Genomic DNA, 17,792 nt, shown 5'->3' with positions numbered 1-17,792 from the left:
GATGGACCATTACAGTCAACATCCGGGGACAGGCCCTTTTCTCCACGCAGTTACTTGAAAATTTAGCTTTCCTACCGAAAAGTGCCAGTCCCCTCTCTAAATCCCCATTTACCAAAGTTAGCCGTGAATAGTAACTCAGGGGCTTCACAGGATGGTTAGCAGGTCGGAGAAGTAAGAGGGAAGCGGAGCGGTGAATTCTACATACTCCCCGGTGGCGGGATGGATAAACCCCAGCACCATGGCATGCAGGGTTTGGCCTTGCAGGCCTTTTACGGGGCATTTGGAGGGGCCGTATACTTCGTCTCCTAATAGCGGATGGCCGATGCTGGCCATGTGGACACGGATCTGATGGGTTCTGCCGGTCTCCAGTTCACATTCAATGTAAGTAAAGCCGCGCAGAGTCTCCAGAATGTGATAATGCGTGACAGCTTCCTTTCCGTTTTTTGGATTGACTGCCATTTTTTTGCGGTCGATGGGATGCCGCCCGATCGGGGCGTTTATGATACCATCTTCTCGCAGGACTCCATGCACAATGGCGCGGTAGCGCCGGGTGATGGAATGGTCCTTGAGCTGGCCTGCCAGGCTATTATGGGCATTGTCATTTTTGCAGACGACCAGGACGCCGGTGGTGTCACGGTCGATCCGGTGGACAATACCGGGCCGGGTGATTCCGTTGATTCCGGACAGCTGGCCTTTGCAGTGGAACATAAGGGCGTTAACCAGAGTACCGCCGGAATGACCGGCCGCCGGGTGCACCACCATGCCCTTGGGTTTGTTGACCAGGATCAGGTCGCTGTCCTCGTACAGGATGTCCAGGGGAATGTCCTCCGGCTGGATATCCGGTTCTGCAAGGTCGGGTACCAGGACTTCTATTTTGTCTTCAGCGGCAGTTTTACTGCTGGGCCGGGCCGGCTGGCCGTTGATGGTGATTTGCCCGTCTTTTAGCATTTTTTGCAGATAAGCACGTGAGAAATCTCCCATCATGGATGAGAGATATTTGTCTATTCGCTGGCCGGACTGCGGATCAGACACCTGGAATTCATATTTGGTCATTGTCTGTCTTGGACTCCTTTTGGGATCGGTATTTCTTAGGGATCAGGTTCTCAAAGTCTCCGTCTTTGTAGTAAAACAGATAGAGTAGAATCAGCATGGCTGCGGAAATGGTTACATAACAGTCGGCCACATTGAAAATCGGGAAATTGATAAGTTCAATGTAGAAAAAATCAACCACAAAGTTTCTGGTCAGCCGGTCAATCAGATTCCCCAGCGCCCCCGCCAACAGGAAACAAAGGACGATGCGCAGAATCCGGAACCTCCGCTGATAGGGCAGGCGGTAATAGGCATAACCAAACACGCCCACGATGATCACCGCCATTACGGCGAACAGCCACTGATGGCCCTGCAGCATGCCGAATGCCGCGCCTCTGTTTTCCAGGTACTGCAGACGGAATACACCGTCGATGAGCGGGTAAGAACCATCCTTCAGATGGCGCACTGCCAGCAGCTTCGTCCACTGATCCAAGAGGATCAGGGCAATCATGCCTATTATCCCGCATATACAGCTGTTACGTTTTCTCTTCTTTTCGCTAGTCATTTAGGTCCTCGCTTTTTACGGATATATAATCTATGGCTTCTTTCATTTCCTGTTCCGTTACGGTTTTGTCAATTACAGCTTTTCCGATCCCCTTGAGCAGGATAAATTTCACCTGGCCGCCGGACATCTTCTTGTCGGATCTGCTGGTATCGATGATATCTTCTGTATTCAGGCCGGTGAAAGAAATAGGAAGCCCAAAACCTACAAACATATCGCGGATCTCGAAGAATTCCTCCTCTAAGAGACTGCCCCGCTGCCAGGAGATATAGGCGGCGGCTACGCAGCCCAAAGCGACACATTCCCCGTGAAGCATCGTAAAATCTTTTAATTTTTCTATGGCGTGGCCAATGGTGTGGCCGAAATTTAGCAGGGCACGGTCTCCCTGTTCCGTCGGATCTTTTTCCACTACCGCTCTCTTTATTTTGCAGCTTTCGGATACCAGGTGCTGCAGTACTTCCGGTTCCTTTTCCTCGATTTCATAAAGGTTCCCCAGAATCCATTCATAATAGGAAGCATTCCGAATCAGGCCATGTTTGAGTACTTCCCCCATTCCGGAAGCAAACTGTCTGTCGTCCAGGGTGTCCAGGGTGTGTAAGTTGATGTAAACCAGCTTCGGCATATGAAAAGCACCCACCATGTTTTTATAACAGTCAAAATCCACACCTGTCTTTCCGCCGATACTGGAATCCACCTGGGACAGTAATGTGGTCGGAATCTGGATAAAGTCCACTCCCCGCAGATAGGTAGCGGCGGCAAAACCGGTTAAATCCCCCACCACACCGCCTCCGAGAGCGATAAGGATATCTTTTCTCTCGAAATGATTCTGAATCAGATGCTCATAGAGTTTCTGCACTGTGGCCAGCGTCTTGCTGGCTTCCCCTGCCTCAAATACAAACTCGGTTACAGACTCCTCGATCGGAATCAGATATTCTTTCAGCTGATCTGAATAGAGAGGGGCCACATGGCTGTCGGTGACTATACATACTTTTTTCCGGATGATACCGGTTTCCTTCAGCGCAGCCGGCAGCGCCTGAAAATCCTGTTCCAATAGGATATCATAACACTTGTTTCCATCTTTTTTTACCGGTAATCTCTCGGACATTTTTTCCTCCAGTATATTTGTTTCAATCCACGCTCGGTAATTTCACAGAATACGACTTAAACGATGCCATAACTTCTCAAAAGAAAGAGCATCAGGAGTAAAAGCTTCTTACTGACGCTCTGCACAAGCATAGCCGCCGGACCATCTCATCCCTTCGGATGTAATCTCCCGTCCCGGCTATGTAAAATATGTAATTCCTGTCTCTTAGTTGGTATCTCTTGCCCTGCTTGTCCTGCCCCGGCTGCTTTAGAAATCTGTCTGGATAGCCGGCACATCAAACGCACCGTTTAATATATCCTGAAGATCACCGGAAATATCCACGCTGGACGGAGTTACAATGAAAATGAAACTGGAGATCTTTTGCAGATTACCGTTGATGGCAAAACAGGAACCGGAGGTAAAATCAATGATCCGCTGTGCCAGCTCCATATCCAGCCCCTCCATATTCAGTACTACGGTCCGTTCAGACAGAAGGGTCTCCGTAATCTCTCTGGTATCCTCAAAAGAAGTGGGCTTAATCACACAGACTTCCATACCGCTTCCTGTCCTCCTGGGCTGGCGCATCGGGGTTACCTTACTGCTTGCCTGCTGCTTCATGGGTTTTACCTTTGCAGGCTTCTCCTCCATAAAATCGTCATCATCGTCTATATCGGTTTTCTTAAATTTTCTTTTCTTTGGTGTATCGTCAAAATCTTCATCATCGAAGAAATCGTCATCAAAATCGTCATCATCATTCAGCTTCATAGCATCCAAAAACTTGTCCAAAACGCCCATGACTAACTCTCCTATCTATATACTATTCGTCCCCATGCGGTAATCAACCGCACGGCATACCCGCAGGGCATGTATTACCGGTTGCCGGGAATGGTATAGTTTCTGGCACCAAAAATACCTGTGCCGACCCGTACCATCGTAGCCCCCTCTTCGATTGCTACCTCATAGTCACCTGTCATTCCCATCGACAAGGCACTCATAGATACATTATCAATGTTTTTCCCTGTTATGTCAACAGATAATTTCCTTAAATTACGGAAATGAATCCGGTTATCTTCGGGGTTTTCCACAAACGGGGCAATGGTCATCAGCCCGCTGATCCGGATACCCGGAAGCTTAGCGGCGGCTTCCACCAGCGCAGGCGCAGCCTCCGGCGTGACGCCGAACTTGGAATCTTCCCCCGCCATATTTACCTCGATCAGCACCGGCACCTCCACATTCTTCTTTACCGCCAGTTCACTGATCGTCTCGGCCAGCTTCAGGGAATCCACCGAGTGGATCATGCAGACTTTGTCTACAATGTATTTTACTTTATTTCTCTGCAGGTGTCCGATCATATGCCAGTTCAGATTTCGCGGGAGAACTTCGTATTTGTCCACGATTTCCTGCACTTTATTCTCTCCAAAATCCACGATTCCGGCCCCGATGGCCTCTTCCATCATAGATACCGGTTTTGTCTTACTGACGGCTATGAGTGTAACTTCTTCCCGTTTCCGTCCGGCCCTTTCACAGGCCTGGACTATGCGTGTTTCTACTTCTGCCAGATTCTCTTTTACCATGGAATCCATCTCCTTTTTACTGTTAATCTGTCCGTTTTCTATCTGTCCAGGCAGAGTTATTACCTACTGGTAAATAATATCATCTTCTTTCACCGCGGAACCATCCAATGCGATATGGTCATAGATAGACAGACCATATTTGGTTCCCTCTTCCACAATACAATATTCTTCATTCTGATACAGGATATTGACCTGACGGAATACCGCATAGCCCTTGTTGATATTATAAACGCCTTTTAATGTGGCTTTTTTCCCAATCTGATAGCGTTCCTGGGATTCCGGTTTGATCACATAATCCCCCAGATGGAATTCCACCGTATCCACATAGGCCTCCGTCTCAGAGACCGAATAAACCGTGGGATAAATCATTTCCATAGACGCCTGTCCATTCTCGTCGTAGGTCTCCAGCATAAAACCTTCCTGGCTGCTGTTCCCTCCAACAGTCAGATAATCCAGAGGGATCAAATAAAAATCCTTATCGACCAGTGAACTCGTCGGTATCTTCAGCCCCTTTGTCTGATCCAGCATCAGCTCTATATTCAGATACCGTTTATCAGCATAGCGGATCATAGAATTCCTGAATTCCAATTTCCCATAGGTATTCCCATCCCTGCTGGACATACTGAAAGAAGCCCAGGCCTTTGTATTATCATCCAGGAACCGGACCTGCACATACTGCATGTCCTGCATTCGGCGCACCTGGTCTTCCTCCATCTGGATCACCACAGACCAGTCCTCACCGGTAATCAATTTATATGCTGGGTCACCCGGGTTCACGATCTCATTGGTACGAAGATTCGTCTTTTTATAATTTGCCTCGTTGAACATATCCGCAGTCACTACATCAGCCGTAACCCCTTCCAGCTGATCTACATTATAGACCACGACCCCAGGCTCGGATGCGGAATAAGTGTTGAACATTCCTCCGGCCTGCGAAGCGATATCACTCAGATCCGTCAGCATGGCTGTATTCATTAATTCTATAATATCCCCCTCGAGGCTGTATTTAAAATCATAGACGCTGGTAAAATCCGAATCAGCGAAACTATTGCTGAAATTCTGGATTTCCGACTTTATGGTTTTCAGATTATCACCTGAAAGGATATTTTCTTCCTTGGCGGATTCCGCCAGGGCTTCCATGGCCTTTCCGCTTTCATCTATGGAATAGACAACTGTTCCGTTGGCTACTTTTTCCTTTTCTCTTGCGTAATAGTTGACATACCCGGACTGCTCTGCATTGACCACAGTTTCCTGGCGCAGAATGAGGCCTGTATAGGTGTTATCTTCAGCCAGACTTCCAGCTTTTACCTCATAAGGTGAGATACGTACACGCGTGGCATACATATAGACGCAAATCACTAAATAAATAAAAATCGCTGCAAATATAATAACTCCAATATTTATGTGAAAAGGTTTCCGGTACTTCGTAACCTTTTTATTCTTGCTGCCTGACAACTTATAACCTCCGATCCTTTCGTCGCTTTTTCGATTATACCACTTTTTCCCTCTTTTGTGTATAACTTCTTGTAATTCAGCCAATAATAGAATCAGACTGAAAAGGAGGTATGATATTATGGGTTCTAAAGGTATTGACTATACGGTTCTCACTATTGTTATCATCGGAGCAGTCAACTGGGGCTTAATCGGCTTCTTCGGATTTGACCTTGTTGCTTTTCTCTTCGGGAATATGACCTGGCTATCCAGAATCGTATATGGACTCGTAGGTATCTGCGGTTTATATATGATCAGCATCTATGGTCGTGTTACTGATTTGGGCCATGCTCATAGTAACTAAGGGGTGAAGCTGCTCCGGGCTGGGGCTAAAGATTCAAAAACAGAGGGAATAGGGCGGTGTCCGGTATGGATTCGCCCCGTTCCCTCTGTTTTCTGTTTTGGTTCGGGATTAGTTGCTGACTGTCCATTGCCATATCGTCACAGGAATGTTAAATTAATAGTAGGCTTAACCAAAAGTCAATTCAGGAGGTACCTTATGGAATTTGATATCAAAGATATGAAATGGATTCATGAACCAAAATCATATGAGATCGCGGGAGACCGGATCAGGATTCAAACAGATCCGTTTACGGATTTCTGGCAGAGGACGTATTATGGCTTCCAAAACGACAATGCACCTGCCCTTTTGTATGAGACCGGCGAGCAGTATTTTTCGTTTACGGTCCGGACTGATTTTGAGAGCCAGCACAGGTTTGATCAGTGCGGTATCGCAGTTTATGAAGACAGTGAAAATTGGTGTAAAGCATCCGTAGAGTATGAGAATGAACAATTCCAAAGGCTGGGAAGTGTAGTAACGAATCTGGGATACTCGGACTGGGCGACCACAGATATCTCTGCGGAAATAAAAACAGTCTGCTATCGTCTCAGCCGCCGTGAAAGTGATTTTTGTATTGAGTGCTCCATGGACGGCCAGCAATACCGCCAAATGCGTATCTTCCATCTGTTCAAGGGCACAAAGAACGTACACTTCGGAATATATGCATGCAGCCCGGAGGCCTCTTCATTTTCAGCATCATTTAGTGAAATAGAGCTTTCAGACTGTAAATGGCCTGCACATCAATAAGGTTCCTCCGAAGGTTTGGGCTGTTCCTTCCCTATGAAATAAAAAAGGCATTCCCGTGCAGTCAATCTGCCGCAGAATGCCTTTTTTATTCTATTTTTTCTTTCTTTAAATTCAAATTGTAGTTTTATGAAGCTTAAAAGTTATTCCCTATGTATGTTTACAGGGAAACCAGGATGTTCTGTTTTACTGACTCAGGGAGTTGGTCCTCATCCAATGAGATACTTAATACAAACTTAATACCGAAGGTTTCTCCGATCTTTTCTATTTTTGAGATTACAGAAGAGATATCCTGCCCTTCCAAACGGGCGATTTTTAAGAAGCTGTCTAAATACATCTGCTCAAGATCATGATCCTGGGAAATAATCCCGCTTAAAAAACCAACAAATTCATCACTGTTTTCAATCAGATATTCTGAAACATCGATCAAACGAATCTTGTTATTTAACTCATACATGTGCTTCACACTTTTATCCAGATATACAATGTTTCCGGAAGCGGCTTTGATCTCCTGATTTACTTTATCCAAGAGATGTTTTGTCTTTCCTTTCCCTTTGTTGCCTACGATTAACTGTACCATTGCAATCTCCTCCTTGTTTCCGGGATGTTCTTGTTCGTTAAATTTACCAAAAACATCTGTTATTTATACTTAATTATAGTCTGAATGGTAAAGAAATACAACCTTAATTATTAATTATACTCAACAATTTATTCATCTGCGCATATAACGCGTCTCTGTCCTTCGCTTTGAGAATTGTGGAAATATATGGATTCCCGGATGCGTCCTGGGCCAGCACGGTCAGACAGGACTGGGCCTTCTCCGTGGTCCCTGTTTTCCCGCCGATTACGACTACGTTTTCGGGGGCGGTGGTGTCGCCGGTGAGGTAATGGTTCGTATTTTTCCAGTTAATCTCTCTCGTTGAGCCGTCAGCAGATGTTACCGTCGCCGTATATTCCTTTGTCTGCATCATATCCAGGAAGGTTTCATTTTGTGTCACTTTCTGGAAGATCAGATAGAGGTCATAGACGGTGGAATAATGGTTGTCGTCATGGAGACCGCTGGCGTTTACAAAGTGGGTATCCACAGCTCCCAGTTCCCGGGCTCTCTGGTTCATCCGGTTGGCAAATTCCTCCTCGCTGCCTGCAATATGCTCCGCTACCGCTTTTGCGGCATCGTTACCGGACCACATGATCATCCCGTACAGCAGATCCCGAAGAACGATCTGGTCCCCTGCCTTGATCCCGCTCTTCTGCGCTCCGGCTTCCAGGGTCACCGCGTTCTCACTGACGGTTACCACATCGTCCAGATTTCCCTGTTCCAGCGCGATCAGCGCAGTCATGATCTTTGTGATGCTGGCCGGATATAATACTTCATGCACATTTTTCGCATACCGCACATCCTGCCCGTTGATACTAAACAGACCCGCGCTCTCTGCCTGCGACATATCGATATCCGCGTCCACATCTTCCGCTGTAACGCACAAATCCGCAGCAAAGGGCTTCAGCACCTCTCCTGCGTCACTTGCTGCACTGGGGCCATAGGCCGGATTATCAAAATCATAAGCATTTGTAAGCACTGCACTTTGTCCGCAGCCGGATAACAGGACTGTCATAAAAAGTGCGGCACTTACCCCTCTGATCTTTTTATTTATACATCTCACGCCACTCTAAGTCTCCTCTGTCCAGAGATTTGATCAGTAATTCGGCACTGGCCAGATTGGTCGCCAGCGGGATATTATGCATATCACACAGCCGCACCACATTGTTGACATCCGGTTCGTGGGCTTTGGGCGCCAGCGGATCCCGAAGGAATATCACCAGATCGATCTGGTTATGTTCGATCTGTGCTCCCAGCTGCTGCTCTCCTCCCAAATGACCCGCCAGGTACTTGTGAACGTTCAGATTGGTCACTTCTTCGATCAGGCGTCCGGTCGTCCCTGTGGCATATAATTCATGTTTGCTTAAAATCCCCCGATAAGCAATGCAAAAGTTCTGCATTAGTTTCTTCTTCGAGTCATGCGCGATTAATCCGATATTCATTTACGATTCCTCCTAATGCTAATATTTCTTGGGCTGCATCCCTACATTCAGCACGATCCCCATACCGATGAACAGAGTTACCAGTGAAGTCAGCCCATAACTGACAAATGGCAGTGGTATTCCCGTGTTGGGGAGCAGTCCTGTCGCTACACCGATGTTGATAAAACTCTGGAACCCGATAAATGCTCCCATACCACAGCATATCAGGGTCCCCTCCAGATCTCTGGCTTTCCTTCCCATCCAAATACATTCTAACACAATTAAAAACAATAAGATAATGATCGCACAGCAACCGATAAATCCCAATTCCTCACCGGCCACCGCGAAGATAAAGTCCGTCTGCGGTTCCGCGATAAAATTACCGTTCTTGACGGATGAGATCTCGTTGGTATCCAATCCTTTCCCGTACAGCTGACCGGACCCTATGGCCATCTTGGAATTCAACTGCTGGTATGCAATATCCGGATATTTCTCCGGTTCCAGCCACGCCAGCACCCGTTCCTGCTGATAATCATGGAAAAACGGCTGATCCGGCTGAACAATCAGACTGAAAAAAATGATAACAAGAGGAAGCACTACAGCCAGTACTCCACCTATTATTTTATAACTTAATCCGGCAACATACAAGAGGCTGCAGAAAATTAATGTAATTGCAATCGTGGTCGACAGGTTCGGTTCCTTATAAACCAGGAACAGCGGGATTCCGATCAGGATCAGGGAAGCGCCGATCAAGCGCACCGTATTGATATATTCCCGGTAATCGGAAAACAGCTTGGAAAAGAACAAAATCAACAACACTTTCGCCAGCTCTGAGGGCTGGAACTGAATTCCAAAAATAAGGATCCACCTGGTAGCCCCATTCACCTCTTTACCGAATATGAGTACCGCCACAAGCAGCGCCACACACAGCAGATACATCAGCCACTGAAACTTCAGAAGGAAATGATAATCGATCAGAGAACACACGATCAGCGCGACCATACCGATCGCCATACCGAAGATTTGCTTGTCCTGTGACGATTCCTGGGCGCTGCCCACGATCAGGATTCCCATTATGGTGACAACAATAATATAAAACAACAATCTGAAGTTATAGTTTCTAAGCTGATATTGTTTGAACATAAACACTCCTGCTATTTATTCATTTTCTTCATGTCTTTAATCGGAATGTTTGCGTACAGTGCCGGAACACTGCCGTTGCTTCCTTCCGATTCCGTCTGGGTAATCTGAATATCCAGGCCTTCCGGGTCTATTTCCATATATTTTGTGATTACCTGGATAATATCATTTTTTATCATTTCCATTACTTCCGGTGAACAATTCGCCCGGTCGGAGATTAACAACAGTTTTAAACGATCTTTTGCAACGTCTCCTGAATTTTTCTTTTTAAATAAATCTAACAATCCCATTGTTGTATCCTCCCCCTGATCATTTTTTAAATAAACCGGCCAGTTTTGCAAAGAATCCGCTGCTGACTGCCAAATCCATCAGCGGGACGTCTTCCCCTATTACCCTCCTGCAGATATTCATAAATGCCTGTCCGGCCATGGAGTCGCTTCCCACCAGCGGTTCGCCCTGGTTTGTGGCGACGACGATGTTCTCGTCATCCGGGACCGCACCGATCAGATTAATTGCCAGGATATCCACCACGTCGTCAATGGACATCATATCTCCCCGTTTTACCATATCCATACGGATTCTGTTGACGATCAGCTCGATCTTCTTTAATCCATTGGCCTCCAGCAGTCCAATGATACGGTCCGCATCCCGGATCGCAGATACTTCCGGAGTCGTCACGATCAGTGCCCGGTCCGCTCCTGCGATGGCGTTTTTGAATCCCTGCTCGATTCCCGCGGGGCAGTCCAGAAGTATGTAGTCAAATTCTTCCCTTAATTCGTCGGTCAGTTTTTTCATCTGCTCAGGGGTGACAGAAGTTTTGTCTCTGGTCTGCGCGGACGGCAGCAGATGAAGGTTGGGATATCTTTTATCCTTGATTAAAGCCTGTTTAATCCGGCAGTTTCCCTCTATGACATCAACCAGATTATAGACAATTCTGTTCTCCAGGCCCATAACCACATCCAGGTTCCGAAGTCCTATATCCGTATCGATCAAAACCACCTTTTTATCCAATTTGGCAAGGCCTGTCCCCACGTTGGCCGTAGTTGTCGTCTTCCCGACGCCGCCTTTGCCTGATGTTACTACAATTACTTCACTCATGCTGATTCCCTCCAAATGTTTTTATAAATTTAGTTCTCCGATGGATTCTTTGGTAATTGGCTCGATATAGATATTGCCGTCCTCCACATAGGAGATTTTCGGCTCATTATCGCTCTTCTTATGTGATTCATCCGGGCATCGCGCGATCACGTCGCCGATCCTGATCTGCATAGGATGCATGGATAAGGCCGCCACAAAGGCGTTTGGATTTCCATTTGCTCCCGCATAGGCATTCCCCTTAAATGCCCCCAGAATAACGATGTTGCCTTTGGCAATCACCTTCGCCCCGGGGTTTACATCCCCCAGGATTACGATGCTTGTCTCAGACTCCAGCACCTGGCCGGATCTTAAAGTGCCTTTATAAAATTGTCCGTCATGGGCGGAAATTTCATTCAATTTTTCATCCAGTGATTTTTTGAATTCCTGTTCTTTCTGCAGATCCGTGTCTACCACACACAGAATCTTGATATCGGAATTCTCACTGATCGCTTCCAATGCCTGCCCTATCTCTTCTTCCGATAATTTTCTTCCTTCAAAGCTGACAGCCATCTGCGCATCTTTAAAAAATTTGGCTGAGTCACGGAACTTTTCAGCAATCTTGTCCAGCAGTTCCGGGAAAGGCATGTCCCGGTCCAGGATCACGATAATACCGTACCGATTGCTTTTGATGATTACAGGCTGATTCATTGCTAATCCCCCTAGTCTCCTGTTACTGTTTGTGTTTCTGTGGCAGTACCGCTTATGATCTCTTCCGCGCTTGCCAGTTTAAAATAGTATTTTACAATATCTCTAGTGACTTCCGCGGTATTCGCGGATGTATAGCCGTTAGCGATCCGGGTCGCGATGGCGATCTCGGGCTGCTCATAGGGCGCATACCCTACAAACAGCGCATGGTCCGGCCTGCTGGTGGTCTGCTGTGCCGTACCGGTCTTACCTGCGGCCTGCACGGTCAATCCGTCAAAAGCCGAGGTTTTCTCTACTACCATACGCATACCTTCGTGGACTGCATTCCAGATCGTATCCGGAAGATCCACCTGATTGCCTTCCTTGGTCCCAAAAGTTTTTATGGTTTCTCCGGATGGACTGGTCACTTTATCTAAAAGTGTCAGCTCATAACAATTACCGGAGTTGGCTACCGTCATCACATAGCGGTTCAGTTCGGAAGTCGTATAGGCATGGGAACCCTGTCCGATCGCGGAACGCACCGCATCCTCCTCGGAAAACTGCGGCTCCGATTCCGGAATCTCGATCCCGGACTTGGAGGTCAGGCCGAACATCGCCGCATATTTTTTCAGGCGTTCCAGTCCGTATTCGCTCTTATAGGTGCCATTGACAGTCCCCAGCCGGTATCCCACTTCGTAGAAAAAGTAGTTACAGGAATCCCGAAGCGCCGTTGACACGTTCTCCGCGCCGTGAGTTCCATGGGAGCGGTTATAGAGCCAGCATTTCGGTGATGGTGTTATTTTATCATAAACACCCAAATCTTGTATAGTGGCAGTTGTAGAAATCACCTGTTCGGAGAGTCCCGCAACTGCAGATAACATCTTAAAGGTAGAACCGGGAGCCGTACGCTCCTGGGTAGCCCTGTTATACATAGGGGCCGCCTCTTTATCCGACTGCAGCTTCTGGAAGTACGCCGAATCCATGGAATTCGCCAGCCGGTTATTATCGTAGCCCGGATAGGATACGCTGGCCAGAACCTGTCCGGTATTCACATCGGTAATCACCGCGGAGCCGGAGCACGGGTCCAGGCCCAGCTGGCCCGGCGTTATCTGGAGATTCGAGATCTTTTTCATCATAAACTGGTAAGCGGACATCTGGCCGCTCTCAACCGCCGCTTTGTCCTCGTCGTCGGCCGGAAGAATGCCCTGCTCATATAATAACATACAAACTTCTTTCCCGCTAAGGGAATTATCGCGGATCATGTATTTATAAATGAGAGAACTGAACCCTTCCTCATTTTCCAGGGAGGTGATGATATAATCCACCAGCGCGTCATAGATCTGGGCGGAATCCAGATATTTATCTTCAACAGATATATTGGAAATATCGATCCACTCTTTGGAAATCGCATACTCCAGATATTCCTTAAGTCCGATGGTTTCGTCCGTTTTCCAAGCGATATAAGTGGGATCTTTGGTATCCACAGCCTTGGAGATCAATATCTCATTATCCGTCAGGAAGGTATTGACGATATAACTCATATAGGACTGCATATCCTTTGGCAGCGCCCGGTAAGCGGTCGGGGAAGCGGCGGTAAGTTCGGACCGGATCCGGCTTAACACGCTTTGCTGGCTTCCGACGAATTTATCATACACCGCGCTTTCCGTCTCCTTAGCTTCCGGCTTGGCGAAGTGCCCGGTATCCAGTACTCTGTGTTTGAAAAATGCGTAATATACGTCGTCGATGGGAATGACGATATCTCCGGCTCCGCTGTTGGAGGAGGGAGTGTACTCTTTGATATTCCGGATCTTGGATATCAGAATCCCCGCCAGCTTCTGTTCGATAATGTCGTAGACCGCTATCTGCAGATCCCGGTCGATGGTCAGGTACAGATCATTGCCCGCCTCGGGCTCGGTCCGCTCGGATACTTCGAGAACCTTCCCCAGGTTGTCCACATAGAACTTTTCCATCCCCTTTTTCCCCTGCAAGTCGGTCTCCATATACTGTTCGATTCCGGATTTTCCGATGATATCATTCAGGGCATAGCTGTCATCCTGCTTCTTCAGCTCATCCAGCTCTTCCTGGGACGCTTTGCCGGTATAACCGATAATATGGGAAAAGTACAGGCTGTCGTTATATCTGCGGAGAAACCCTTTCTCGATCTGTACCCCCTGCAGCTTATCGCTGTTTTCCATGATAACCGCCACGGTTTCGTCGCTGACATCCGTCGCGATCGTGGTAGCCATATATTTCTGATAACTGTTGCCGGCCATGGCAAACCGCACGCTGGCTATTTTCAGTATCTCTTCTTTTGTAAAATCAGGGGAGATACCGTATCCCGTCTTATTATCCGCGCACAGACGCGCCATAATCGTGTCGGCAGACGCATTTTTCTGATCAGGTTCCAGATCATCTATGGTCTTCTTCCCATACACATCGGCGCGGAAGCGCATCAGGGAAGTGCCCTCCACCGAGAAGATATAGTTATCGTTACTGTCCAGCACGATCTGGAAATCGCTGATCATGGTATCGCCGTTGCCCTCCACGATCTGTATTACCTGATCGATAATATGGTTGAGCTCCTGATTCTTTTTTGAAATGCTGTCATATTCCCCGTTGTCTTCTATGGTAACAGAATAAGCCAGCTCGTTATAAGCCAGCAGATTCCCCTTACTGTCGTAAATATTACCTCTGGTGCCGTTTAAAACCCGCTCTTTTTTTATTTTCAGCGTAAACGTATTTAAATAATCCTCTCCATTCACGATCTGAAGTACAAACAGCCTCTGAATCAATAAGGCCGCCAGCGCGAGAAAGACGATAACCATGACAAACTCTCTGGATTTTACAACGCCCAGGATATAATCCCTGATATCTCTTAGTAACTCTCTAAACAAATTTGTTTGCACTCCTTTTCTCGGCCGCCTCCAGCTTCCGGTTGATCCACAGAATAATCCGGTACAGGATCACGGTAACCACCACGGTGTACACCACCTCCGGTATGATCACGTGGACCAGGTAATACGGAAAGTCCAGCCTGTTGCGCAGCAAAAACAAAAAGAAATAAATCACAAAGCTGAATATAATCTCGCTTAAAGTGATCAGGATCATGGGCAGCTTCACATCCTCGTCGAAAAAGATCTTGTGGAAGAATCCGTTTCCATACCCGATCAGCATATACATCAGTGCGTAGAAGCCCAAAATGTCTCCGTAAAAAATATCTATCAAAAAGCCGCAGAAAAAGCCGATGATCAGCCCTTCCTTTTTGCCTCTCATAAAACCAAAGGAGGAAGTAACGACAATCAGCAGATTCGGAGAAATACTTGCCAGAGCCAGACTCTGGAACAGCGTACACTGCAGCACATAGCATACAATGATCAATACGGTGACCACAAAAGTTCTCTTCACTTGCCTGATGTCCTCCTTTCTTCCGGTGATTTCCGGTATTATTTCAGATCCGTAATCACCAGTACTTCTTCCAGATGCTCAAAATCCACTACCGGAGTGATCGTCCCTGATTTTGTCAGGTTGTTGGCATCCGGTACGATTTCTTTTACATAACCGATCAGTATCCGCGGCAGATACTTACTGCTGATAATCGATGTTACCACCTTATCCCCTACATTGACCTTATTCTCTTTGTCGCTCAGTTCACTGAACTGGATAATCCCCTCATTCATCAGCTGGAGATTCCCTTCCACTATACATCGGTCCGAAGTGGTCTCAATCATGGCGCTGACGTTGGTGGTGTCGTCGATGATCGACCGCACGGTGGCGTAGTCAGGTCCTACCTCGACGATAATCCCCACCAGCCCGCCGCCTGCGATTACATTCATGTCCACCGCCAGGCCGTCATTGGTCCCTTTATCAATCAGAAACTTGTCGAACCAGTTGCCGGGGTCCTTTCCGATGATTCTGGCTCCGACTTTCTGGTAATCAGAATATTCGGAATCCAGTTTCACCAGCTCCCGCAGACGCTCCAGCTCGTATTTATCCTGCTGAAGTATCGTATTCTCCTCCGTCAGCTCGTCCACCTGCTGCTGCAGCTCCTGGTTTTTGGCCCGGACTTCTTTTAGATCCGCCAGGTTCTCCTTTTTATCGCTGATCCACCAGCCGATCTGATTGATTCCTGTCTGGATCGGCACAAAGACGTAGTTCGAGACGGTGCGCAAAGGACCGGTGGCCAGATCCGTAGTGAACGTAAGCAGCATCAGCCCGATACACAGCAGGGTGAGGAACAGCAGCAGATATTTACTTGGTATCGAAAATCTCTTTTTCTTTCTCATGAATAACCTCTGTCCGATTAATGATAAACCCTGGTCTGCCGTACAAAGTTCAGGGAACGCAGGCTGTCATCGGCGATAATGGTCGCCAGCCCTCTTACCACGCTCTCTTCCGGCTCTTCCACGATATTCGCTTTCAGATTCGTCTCCTTGCGGATGAATTTATCCAGATTCCGGATTCTGGAAGATCCCCCGGTCACATATACACCGTTGGCCACGATATCCGCAGCCAGTTCCGGCGGCGTCCTCTCCAGTATGATCTTAACAGAGTCGATAATCGTATGCAGATGATCGGAAATCGCCTCGAAAATCAGAGTGCCCGGCACCTCTACCTCCACCGGCAGTCCGGTCACCACATCGATCCCATATGCTTTCGCGCTGGCCTCTTCACAGTCTGTGGCACATGCCAGCTGCTTTTTCAGATTCTCAGCGGTTTTATCACCGATATAGAAATTATATTCCCGTTTCAGCACATTCTGGATATCCTCATCCAGCTGGTTTCCGCCCACATGGATCAGGCGGCTGATCACGATCCCTCCCAGCGAGATAATGGCGATCTCGGTGGTATCCGCCCCGATATTGATGATCATGACGCCCTTGGCGCTCTTGACGTCCACACCCAGACCCACAGCATCGGCTACGGCTTTTTCCACCATATCCACCTGCTTGGGTTTAAAATTGCTGTTTAACACCACATCATGAAACGCCTTCTTCTCCACTTCCGTGATATCGTTGGAGAACGTCATGATAAATTCACTTCCCTTTAAGCTGCCCTTCGAATGGCCGCTTAAGAATTTGGAAAGGAGCTGCTGCATTGCATTGATATTGGAAATCACGCCATTGTTCATCGGGAAAAACACGTTGATATTAGCCGGCGCCTTCTCGTACATCTCAAAGGCCTCATCCCCGATGGCAAACACATCCTTTTTATTGGCAATGGCTATAATATTCTTCTCTTTGTAAATCTGGTCTGCATGCCGGTCGTAGATTTTGATATTGCATGTCCCTAAATCCACTCCAAAAACATTGTTCGTCATTTTGCGTTAGTCCTCCTAAATAATTCCTCTTTCCTGTAAACTACAGTATTTTTGATCTCCTATAATAATATGATCTAACATGCGGATACCGATCAGTTCTCCGGTCTGTTTGATTCTCCTGGATATATCCACATCCGCTTTGCTGGGAGACGGATCTCCGCTGGGATGGTTATGGACCAGGATCATATTGACCGCTCCGTAACGCAGTGCCAGAATAAATATTTCCCGTGGGGATACTAAAGAAGCATTGACGGTACCTTTGAAAATAACCTGTTCTCTCAACAAGCGATTTTTGGAATTCAGAAGCAGCACCATGAGATGTTCCTGCTCTAGATGACGGAAATCTTCCATATAATAATCCGCAACCGTAGACGGCCTTTCAAAACGAAGGCTCTCTGCCGCGGCTTTTTTGGCTATTCTCCTGGATAATTCGGCCACACACTGTATCTGAATGGCCTTCACTTTCCCAATTCCTTTTATCTTCATCAAATCCTGTATCCCAACACGGCAGACTCCCAGAACCCCCTGTCCGATACCGGATAGCTGTAAAATTCGATCCGCCAGATCCAGACTGCGTTCCCCTTTGACGCCGCTGCGGATGATCACCGCCAGAAGCTCTGTGTCGGTCAGCGCACCCGCGCCCCGGGCCAGACATTTTTCATAGGGCCTCTGATCACTTGGCATTTCCTTTACCGTTATGTTCTTTTTTTCCATGTTCCATCACTCCTTAG

Annotated in this window: 20 protein-coding genes; 2 read left to right on the top strand and 18 right to left on the bottom strand. The window is 47.4% G+C overall.

Going from position 1 to position 17,792, the window contains the following annotated elements; translation table 11 throughout:
* Window positions 1-144 precede the first annotated feature (144 nt).
* From ABC831_RS15075 to ABC831_RS15050, 6 genes are all read right to left on the bottom strand, one after another.
* Window positions 145-1,053 (bottom strand): RluA family pseudouridine synthase, encoded by a 909-nt coding sequence (locus tag ABC831_RS15075; protein WP_343248929.1) that lies wholly within the window; start codon window positions 1,051-1,053, stop codon window positions 145-147.
* Window positions 1,040-1,540 (bottom strand): signal peptidase II, encoded by a 501-nt coding sequence (lspA, locus tag ABC831_RS15070; protein ID WP_343248928.1) that lies wholly within the window; start codon window positions 1,538-1,540, stop codon window positions 1,040-1,042. Before lspA ends, ABC831_RS15075 begins: the two co-directional genes overlap by 14 nt.
* Window positions 1,541-1,586: 46 nt before the next feature.
* Window positions 1,587-2,696 carry a 3-dehydroquinate synthase gene (gene aroB / locus ABC831_RS15065; protein ID WP_343248927.1) on the bottom strand — a complete coding sequence of 370 codons (1,110 nt, stop codon included), beginning with the start codon at window positions 2,694-2,696 and terminating at the stop codon, window positions 1,587-1,589.
* A gap of 246 nt (window positions 2,697-2,942) precedes the next feature.
* Window positions 2,943-3,470 carry a cell division protein SepF gene (locus ABC831_RS15060; RefSeq protein WP_343248926.1) on the bottom strand — a complete coding sequence of 176 codons (528 nt, stop codon included), beginning with the start codon at window positions 3,468-3,470 and terminating at the stop codon, window positions 2,943-2,945.
* A 74-nt stretch (window positions 3,471-3,544) separates the two neighbouring features.
* Entirely contained in the window at window positions 3,545-4,249 is a 705-nt protein-coding gene (locus ABC831_RS15055; RefSeq protein WP_343248925.1) for a YggS family pyridoxal phosphate-dependent enzyme, read from the bottom strand.
* A gap of 63 nt (window positions 4,250-4,312) precedes the next feature.
* On the bottom strand, window positions 4,313-5,593 hold the full coding sequence (locus ABC831_RS15050) for a biotin/lipoyl attachment domain-containing protein (protein ID WP_484840527.1): 1,281 nt from the start codon (window positions 5,591-5,593) through the stop codon (window positions 4,313-4,315).
* Between the two features lie 229 nt (window positions 5,594-5,822).
* Here ABC831_RS15050 and ABC831_RS15045 point away from each other — a divergent pair, with 229 nt between their 5' ends.
* Both ABC831_RS15045 and ABC831_RS15040 read left to right on the top strand, forming a co-directional pair.
* Window positions 5,823-6,044 carry a DUF378 domain-containing protein gene (locus tag ABC831_RS15045; RefSeq protein ID WP_343248923.1) on the top strand — a complete coding sequence of 74 codons (222 nt, stop codon included), beginning with the start codon at window positions 5,823-5,825 and terminating at the stop codon, window positions 6,042-6,044.
* 195 nt (window positions 6,045-6,239) lie between these two features.
* Window positions 6,240-6,827 (top strand): DUF1349 domain-containing protein, encoded by a 588-nt coding sequence (locus ABC831_RS15040; RefSeq protein ID WP_343248922.1) that lies wholly within the window; start codon window positions 6,240-6,242, stop codon window positions 6,825-6,827.
* Window positions 6,828-6,984: 157 nt separating this feature from the next.
* Here ABC831_RS15040 and ABC831_RS15035 read toward each other — a convergent pair whose 3' ends face one another.
* From ABC831_RS15035 to radC, 12 genes are all read right to left on the bottom strand, one after another.
* Window positions 6,985-7,404, bottom strand: coding sequence for a twitching motility protein PilT (locus ABC831_RS15035; RefSeq protein ID WP_343248921.1), 420 nt, complete (start codon window positions 7,402-7,404; stop codon window positions 6,985-6,987).
* Window positions 7,405-7,507: 103 nt separating this feature from the next.
* Window positions 7,508-8,437, bottom strand: a complete 930-nt coding sequence (locus tag ABC831_RS15030) for a D-alanyl-D-alanine carboxypeptidase family protein (protein ID WP_343248920.1) — start codon at window positions 8,435-8,437, stop codon at window positions 7,508-7,510.
* A 31-nt stretch (window positions 8,438-8,468) separates the two neighbouring features.
* Complete coding sequence (locus tag ABC831_RS15025) at window positions 8,469-8,864, bottom strand: methylglyoxal synthase (protein WP_158344356.1); 396 nt, start codon at window positions 8,862-8,864, stop codon at window positions 8,469-8,471.
* A gap of 18 nt (window positions 8,865-8,882) precedes the next feature.
* The gene (locus ABC831_RS15020; protein ID WP_343248919.1) at window positions 8,883-9,986 is read right to left on the bottom strand and encodes an FtsW/RodA/SpoVE family cell cycle protein; all 1,104 of its coding nucleotides are present in this window, start codon (window positions 9,984-9,986) and stop codon (window positions 8,883-8,885) included.
* Window positions 9,987-9,997: 11 nt separating this feature from the next.
* A complete protein-coding gene (gene minE, locus ABC831_RS15015) occupies window positions 9,998-10,273 on the bottom strand; it encodes a cell division topological specificity factor MinE (protein ID WP_158354905.1) in 276 nt (91 codons plus the stop codon).
* 19 nt (window positions 10,274-10,292) lie between these two features.
* Complete coding sequence (gene minD / locus ABC831_RS15010) at window positions 10,293-11,081, bottom strand: septum site-determining protein MinD (RefSeq protein WP_158354903.1); 789 nt, start codon at window positions 11,079-11,081, stop codon at window positions 10,293-10,295.
* Between the two features lie 21 nt (window positions 11,082-11,102).
* Entirely contained in the window at window positions 11,103-11,768 is a 666-nt protein-coding gene (gene minC, locus ABC831_RS15005; protein WP_343248918.1) for a septum site-determining protein MinC, read from the bottom strand.
* Window positions 11,769-11,779: 11 nt separating this feature from the next.
* The gene (locus ABC831_RS15000) at window positions 11,780-14,638 is read right to left on the bottom strand and encodes a penicillin-binding transpeptidase domain-containing protein (RefSeq protein ID WP_343248917.1); all 2,859 of its coding nucleotides are present in this window, start codon (window positions 14,636-14,638) and stop codon (window positions 11,780-11,782) included.
* Window positions 14,631-15,149 (bottom strand): rod shape-determining protein MreD, encoded by a 519-nt coding sequence (gene mreD / locus ABC831_RS14995; RefSeq protein ID WP_343248916.1) that lies wholly within the window; start codon window positions 15,147-15,149, stop codon window positions 14,631-14,633. Before mreD ends, ABC831_RS15000 begins: the two co-directional genes overlap by 8 nt.
* 38 nt (window positions 15,150-15,187) lie before the next feature.
* Window positions 15,188-16,027, bottom strand: coding sequence for a rod shape-determining protein MreC (mreC, locus tag ABC831_RS14990; RefSeq protein WP_343248915.1), 840 nt, complete (start codon window positions 16,025-16,027; stop codon window positions 15,188-15,190).
* A gap of 17 nt (window positions 16,028-16,044) precedes the next feature.
* Complete coding sequence (gene mreB, locus ABC831_RS14985; RefSeq protein WP_343248914.1) at window positions 16,045-17,061, bottom strand: rod shape-determining protein; 1,017 nt, start codon at window positions 17,059-17,061, stop codon at window positions 16,045-16,047.
* Window positions 17,062-17,076: 15 nt separating this feature from the next.
* Window positions 17,077-17,775, bottom strand: coding sequence for a RadC family protein (radC, locus tag ABC831_RS14980; protein WP_343248913.1), 699 nt, complete (start codon window positions 17,773-17,775; stop codon window positions 17,077-17,079).
* Between the last annotated feature and the right edge of the window lie 17 nt (window positions 17,776-17,792).

Source organism: Diplocloster hominis (assembly GCF_032380655.1).
Classification (GTDB): Bacteria; Bacillota; Clostridia; order Lachnospirales; family Lachnospiraceae; genus Diplocloster; species Diplocloster hominis.
Note: the sequence above shows the minus strand (reverse complement) of the source record. Positions and strands in the feature narration are given on the sequence as shown.

What these genes read in the sequence shown, in the direction of transcription:
- ABC831_RS15060 (WP_343248926.1), bottom strand. Translation starts at nt 3,470, where the DNA reads ATGGGCGTTTTGGACAAGTTTTTGGATGCTATGAAGCTGAATGATGAT.
- ABC831_RS15045 (WP_343248923.1), top strand. Translation starts at nt 5,823, where the DNA reads ATGGGTTCTAAAGGTATTGACTATACGGTTCTCACTATTGTTATCATC.
- minC (WP_343248918.1), bottom strand. Translation starts at nt 11,768, where the DNA reads ATGAATCAGCCTGTAATCATCAAAAGCAATCGGTACGGTATTATCGTG.
- lspA (WP_343248928.1), bottom strand. Translation starts at nt 1,540, where the DNA reads ATGATTGCCCTGATCCTCTTGGATCAGTGGACGAAGCTGCTGGCAGTG.
- minD (WP_158354903.1), bottom strand. Translation starts at nt 11,081, where the DNA reads ATGAGTGAAGTAATTGTAGTAACATCAGGCAAAGGCGGCGTCGGGAAG.
- ABC831_RS15025 (WP_158344356.1), bottom strand. Translation starts at nt 8,864, where the DNA reads ATGAATATCGGATTAATCGCGCATGACTCGAAGAAGAAACTAATGCAG.
- minE (WP_158354905.1), bottom strand. Translation starts at nt 10,273, where the DNA reads ATGGGATTGTTAGATTTATTTAAAAAGAAAAATTCAGGAGACGTTGCA.
- ABC831_RS15035 (WP_343248921.1), bottom strand. Translation starts at nt 7,404, where the DNA reads ATGGTACAGTTAATCGTAGGCAACAAAGGGAAAGGAAAGACAAAACAT.
- ABC831_RS15030 (WP_343248920.1), bottom strand. Translation starts at nt 8,437, where the DNA reads ATGACAGTCCTGTTATCCGGCTGCGGACAAAGTGCAGTGCTTACAAAT.
- ABC831_RS15040 (WP_343248922.1), top strand. Translation starts at nt 6,240, where the DNA reads ATGGAATTTGATATCAAAGATATGAAATGGATTCATGAACCAAAATCA.
- mreB (WP_343248914.1), bottom strand. Translation starts at nt 17,061, where the DNA reads ATGACGAACAATGTTTTTGGAGTGGATTTAGGGACATGCAATATCAAA.
- mreC (WP_343248915.1), bottom strand. Translation starts at nt 16,027, where the DNA reads ATGAGAAAGAAAAAGAGATTTTCGATACCAAGTAAATATCTGCTGCTG.
- radC (WP_343248913.1), bottom strand. Translation starts at nt 17,775, where the DNA reads ATGGAAAAAAAGAACATAACGGTAAAGGAAATGCCAAGTGATCAGAGG.
- ABC831_RS15050 (WP_484840527.1), bottom strand. Translation starts at nt 5,593, where the DNA reads ATGTATGCCACGCGTGTACGTATCTCACCTTATGAGGTAAAAGCTGGA.
- ABC831_RS15020 (WP_343248919.1), bottom strand. Translation starts at nt 9,986, where the DNA reads ATGTTCAAACAATATCAGCTTAGAAACTATAACTTCAGATTGTTGTTT.
- ABC831_RS15055 (WP_343248925.1), bottom strand. Translation starts at nt 4,249, where the DNA reads ATGGTAAAAGAGAATCTGGCAGAAGTAGAAACACGCATAGTCCAGGCC.
- aroB (WP_343248927.1), bottom strand. Translation starts at nt 2,696, where the DNA reads ATGTCCGAGAGATTACCGGTAAAAAAAGATGGAAACAAGTGTTATGAT.
- ABC831_RS15075 (WP_343248929.1), bottom strand. Translation starts at nt 1,053, where the DNA reads ATGACCAAATATGAATTCCAGGTGTCTGATCCGCAGTCCGGCCAGCGA.